3 protein-coding genes are annotated in these 3,274 nt (G+C 68.4%); all 3 read left to right on the top strand.

Translation table 11 applies throughout. The features are described from left to right. Nucleotides 1–198: 198 nt before the first annotated feature. The 3 genes from ACWEKS_RS48980 (at nucleotide 199) to ACWEKS_RS48970 (ending at nucleotide 3,130) form a co-directional block, all read left to right on the top strand. Nucleotides 199–810, top strand: a complete 612-nt coding sequence (locus ACWEKS_RS48980; RefSeq protein WP_452346551.1) for a helix-turn-helix domain-containing protein — start codon at nucleotides 199–201, stop codon at nucleotides 808–810. A 95-nt stretch (nucleotides 811–905) separates the two neighbouring features. Next, nucleotides 906–2,318, top strand: coding sequence for a DDE-type integrase/transposase/recombinase (locus tag ACWEKS_RS48975; protein ID WP_452346550.1), 1,413 nt, complete (start codon nucleotides 906–908; stop codon nucleotides 2,316–2,318). A 38-nt stretch (nucleotides 2,319–2,356) separates the two neighbouring features. Then, entirely contained in the window at nucleotides 2,357–3,130 is a 774-nt protein-coding gene (locus tag ACWEKS_RS48970; RefSeq protein ID WP_452346549.1) for an ExeA family protein, read from the top strand. Nucleotides 3,131–3,274 lie beyond the last annotated feature (144 nt).

The following is a 3,274-nucleotide window of genomic DNA, read 5'->3' as shown; positions in this document are numbered from 1 at the left end:
TGTTGAGCGTCATTGGGGATGACGATTTCGGGGGCTGAGTCGTCGTTGGTGTTGCCGATGTGATGTTCGGCGTCGGGTTCGAGTTGATCGTGGTGGTCTGCACCGTCAGGGTGACGAGCATTGCAGGGTGCACGGCACCCCGGCTTGGTCTTGGCGGATCCTGTGGCGGGGTGCCGTGCGTAGTGCTCGGAGGCACTGGTGGTCACGGTAGAGGTCGATCTGGTTCGCGTCGAGACCCGGCTGGTGGCCGGTGAGATCCGGTGCCCGGCATGTGTTGTCGGGGTGTTGGCCCGGTGGGGGTGGGCACGACCGCGGCGGGTCGGGCCGGTCGGTGAGCGGGTGCGGCCCCGGCGCGCTCGTTGCCGGGGCTGTGGGGTGACACATGTGTTGTTGCCGGTGACTTTGCTGCTGCGCAGGGCGTATGGGGCGGCGGTGATCTGGGCGGTGCTCGCTGCCCGCGCGGGCGGGCTCGGTCATCGCCGGATCGCGGTCCGGCTCGGGCTGGTCGCCGCGACGGTGCGGGGTTGGCTGCGGCGGGCGGCGGGTCGGTTGGAGGCGGTGCGGGCGGAGGTCGTCGGGCTGGGGGTGTCGGCGGGGGTGGATGTGAGGGTCCCGAAAGCCACCGGATCTGTGTGGGCTGACGTGGTGACCGCGATCGAGTGGGCTGCGTCGGTGATCGGTGATCGGTTCGTCGACCTCGGCGTGGTGACGCCGGCCGGGGTGGCGGTGGCCGCTACTGGTGGTCGGCTTCTGGCTCCGGGCTGGCCGCCGGGATCGGGCCGGGCCGCCTCCAACACGAGTTGCCCCTGACGCTACCGGGGTCTCACGGGTGATCCTCACCGGAGTTATTGCCCGGCAACGGTGTTGATGCCGGGCAGCACCGAATTGTGAGGAGGACACCGGCATTGAGTGCCGACCAGGAAGAAGTTCGTCGCCGGGAAAGGGCCCAAGCGCTCGCGTTGTTCCGGTATCAGCTGATATGCCCGGCCCTGGACCAGAGTCTGGGGCCGAAGGCGCGAGGAAAGATCGTGCGGGAGATCGCCTCGCGCACGCATACCGATCCGTTCGGGAATCGGGTCACCTATTCCCGCGACACCCTCGACCGCTGGATTCGCCGGTGGCGGCACGGGGGCTTCGAAGAATTGGTGCCCTCGGTGCGGCAGTCGAGCATCCGCACCGATACCGGTGTGCTGGAGATGGCGGCGGCGTTGAAGCGGGAGAACCCGGCCCGCACCGTCGCGCAGGTGCAGCGGATCCTGCGCGCCTCGACCGGGTGGGCGCCGTCGGAATCGACGCTGCTGCGGCATTTCCACCGCCTGGACCTTATAGGCCCGGCCGCCGGGCCGAATCCGGTCGTGTTCGGCCGGTTCGAGGCCGACCACCCGAACGAGCTCTGGGTGGGCGACGCCCTGCACGGCCCGAGAGTGGGTGGCAGGAAAACCTACCTGTTCGCTTTTCTCGACGACCACAGCCGGTTGATGCCGGGTTACCGGTTCGGGTTCGCCGAGGACACCGTCCGGTTGGCGGCGGCGCTGGAGCCCGCGCTGGCCGCGCGCGGGGTTCCGGAGTCGGTTTATGTCGACAACGGCAGCGCGTTCGTCGATGCCTGGCTGCTGCGGGCCTGCGCGAAACTCGGTGTCCGCCTGATTCATTCGACACCCGGCCGCCCGCAGGGCCGAGGGAAGATCGAGAGAGTGTTCCGCACCGTCCGCGATCAGTTCCTGGTCGAGGTTCCCGACACCACCGCCGAACAGATCGCCGAATCGGGGATGGACCACCGGGCCGCGTTGTTCGAGTTGAACGGCCTGTTCGCGGCCTGGGTCGAGATCGAATACCACCGGCGGGTCCATTCGGAAACCGGGCAGAGTCCGCTGGCCCGCTGGGACACCGGCTGGGAACGCCTGGGCCGGGCCCCGGCGATCCCGACCGCGCCGGATCTGACCGAGGCGTTCCTCTGGAGCGAGTACCGCACCGTCACCAAGACCGGCACCGTCTCGCTGCATTCCAACACCTACCTCGTCGAACCCGCCCTGGCCGGACGGCGGGTCGAGTTGGTGTTCTCCCCGTTCGACATGGAAACCATCGACGTCCGATACCGCGAGAAGAGTTACGGAAAAGCGGTGCCCCACACCATCACCCGCCACGCACACCCCAAAGCCCGACCCGAGATCAGCTCACCGGAGCCGGCGGCGTCGACCGGGATCGACTATCTGAAGCTCACCGCGCAGGCCCATCACGAGCAACTGCGCCGCGACCAGCGCATCGGCTACGACGCCCTCTACCAGGCCGAAACCACGCGAAGCGCGGCCGGACAGTGAGTATTCAACGCCTGCAATCGCATTACGGTTTCACGACAATGCCCTTCGGCCGGAATCTCGCTGCGGGCATGCTGCACCGGCACCCCGGCCACGGCGAAGCCGTCGCCCGCATCACCTGGTGCGTCGACCAGCACGCCATCGGCGTGATCACCGGCGAGGTCGGCGCCGGCAAAACCGTCGCCGTCCGCGCCGCCACCGCTGCCCTGGACGCCTCCCGCCACATCGTGATCTATCTGCCGAACCCCTCGATCGGGGTCCGCGGCATGCTGCACCACATCGTCAGCGCGCTCGGGCACAGCCCGAGCTTCTACACCGCCACCCTGGCCCCGCAGGCCGCCGACGCCCTCGCCACCGAACACGCCGAACGCGGGCGCACACCAGTCGTGGTGATCGATGAAGCCCACCTGCTCGACAATCACCAATTGGAGGCCATCCGCATGCTCACCAACCACGACATGGACTCCGGCAGCCCGTTCGCCGCCCTGCTCGTTGGCCAGCCCACCCTGCGCCAACGCCTCCGCCTGGGAATCCTGGCCGCGCTCGACCAGCGCATCTCCATGCGCTACACCCTCACCGGCATGGCACCCGAGGACACCGCCGACTACATCCGCCACCACTGCCGCATAGCCGGCCGCCAAGACACCCTGTTCAGCGACGACGCAATCGGGTTGATCCACAACGCATCCCGCGGACACCCCCGCGCGGTCAACAACCTCGCCGTCCACGCCCTCACCGCCGCGTTCGCCGCCGGCAACGCCATCGTCGACGAGAAATCCGCCCGCATCGCCATCACCGAAACCGGCAACGACTGACCGCCACCACCACCAGGTCGACGACCTACACCCTCACCGAACCGACCACGGCCTCGCTCACCCAGCCGAGCGAGGCCGTTCCCATCCCCTCATCATCGGCACCACCGATGACGCCAACATCGGCAAACTCAGCGACGGCCAACA

It is taken from the genome of Nocardia sp. NPDC004711, from assembly GCF_053601595.1.
This window is presented reverse-complemented; position numbering and strand designations above follow the sequence as displayed.

What these genes read in the sequence shown, in the direction of transcription:
- ACWEKS_RS48970 (WP_452346549.1), top strand. Translation starts at nt 2,357, where the DNA reads ATGCCCTTCGGCCGGAATCTCGCTGCGGGCATGCTGCACCGGCACCCC.